2 protein-coding genes are annotated in these 1167 nt (G+C 38.8%); both read left to right on the top strand.

The features are described 5' to 3' along the window. Positions 1 to 11 precede the first annotated feature (11 nt). On the top strand, positions 12 to 359 hold the full coding sequence (locus FTV43_RS15695) for a hypothetical protein (RefSeq protein ID WP_179995860.1): 348 nt from the start codon (positions 12 to 14) through the stop codon (positions 357 to 359). Positions 360 to 815: 456 nt separating this feature from the next. Further along, positions 816 to 1167: DNA cytosine methyltransferase (locus FTV43_RS15700; protein ID WP_179995861.1), on the top strand; the 352-nt coding region annotated here is incomplete at its 3' end.

The raw sequence follows: 1167 nt of genomic DNA on the forward strand, positions 1-1167 counted from the left end.
AGGAAACTGCTATGCATATTAAATTCAATGATGCAAACCCATGCATCCCAAAAAACCTCGCTAAACAACTGATTGTCGAAAGCGCAAAACTTCTGAATCATCAACAACGCCAAGCCTTGCTCGATATTTTCATGACTTTAGATCAGGCGGAAAGAACAGCTGAAAATACACTTCAGCAACATGCTGTAGCGCAACAAAGCACCCACAACTTTTCTCAAGATTACGAATGCCAAGAATACAATCAGGAATATTGGTCAGGTCATTACTATGATTCTTACAGTCAAGAATATCCGGAAGATTGGGTAAAACGGACTCAGTCCACCCCAGGTCGTCATAAGTTCCCTAGAACTGCTTACTGATCGTGGGGGGTGCCTTTTTAAAAGTAGGCATCATAATCCGAGCTACTCGACCGAGTTGGCTCGGATGAATACCGGGGAAACTGAGGGATTTGAGAACCTGATGACAGTCGTTGAACTGCATATTAAAGAACTCAATACCTCTGCCGCCTAAAGCATTCACTACACGATTAATCGTATCAAAACGTGGTGCTTAATCCTGACGTAGGACTTTGTGGAGTGCCTCACCCCAATCCCTGCTTCTTTAGCGATTTTGAGTCATGCCACGAGCTTTAGCAATAACACCAAATTCATATTCTAAAAGCGGACATTTCTACTTTGGGCTACTGAATTTCGTATATGAGATTTTATGTTAAATATATAGCCAAAGATGCTGTTGTAAGAACAAGAAATTTGCTCCAAAACCTTATATAACTTAGTATTCAGCCGTCTGTTTTATTACTGTTGTATAAGCTAATTATGCCAAATGTTGTTGATCTATTTTGTGGTTGTGGCGGTCTTTCTTATGGCTTTGAACAAGAAGGATTCAAAACTATTTTAGGAATAGATCATGATAAAGCAGCTATCGAAACTTTTAAGCTAAATCATAAAGATGCTAAGACTATTCTTGGAGATATTCGGGAAGTATCTAATCAACAAATATTAGATATATTAGATGGAAGTTCTGTAGATGTCGTTATTGGTGGTCCTCCATGCCAGGGATTATCTTTATCCGGCCCTCGTAGGTTAGAAGACCCACGTAATCAGTTATACCTATCTTTTATTCGTATAGTGTCGTTACTTAATCCTAAATATGTTTTGATTGAAAATG

Source organism: Acinetobacter sp. YH16053 (genome assembly GCF_013417035.1).
GTDB classification, from domain to species: Bacteria; Pseudomonadota; Gammaproteobacteria; order Pseudomonadales; family Moraxellaceae; genus Acinetobacter; species Acinetobacter towneri.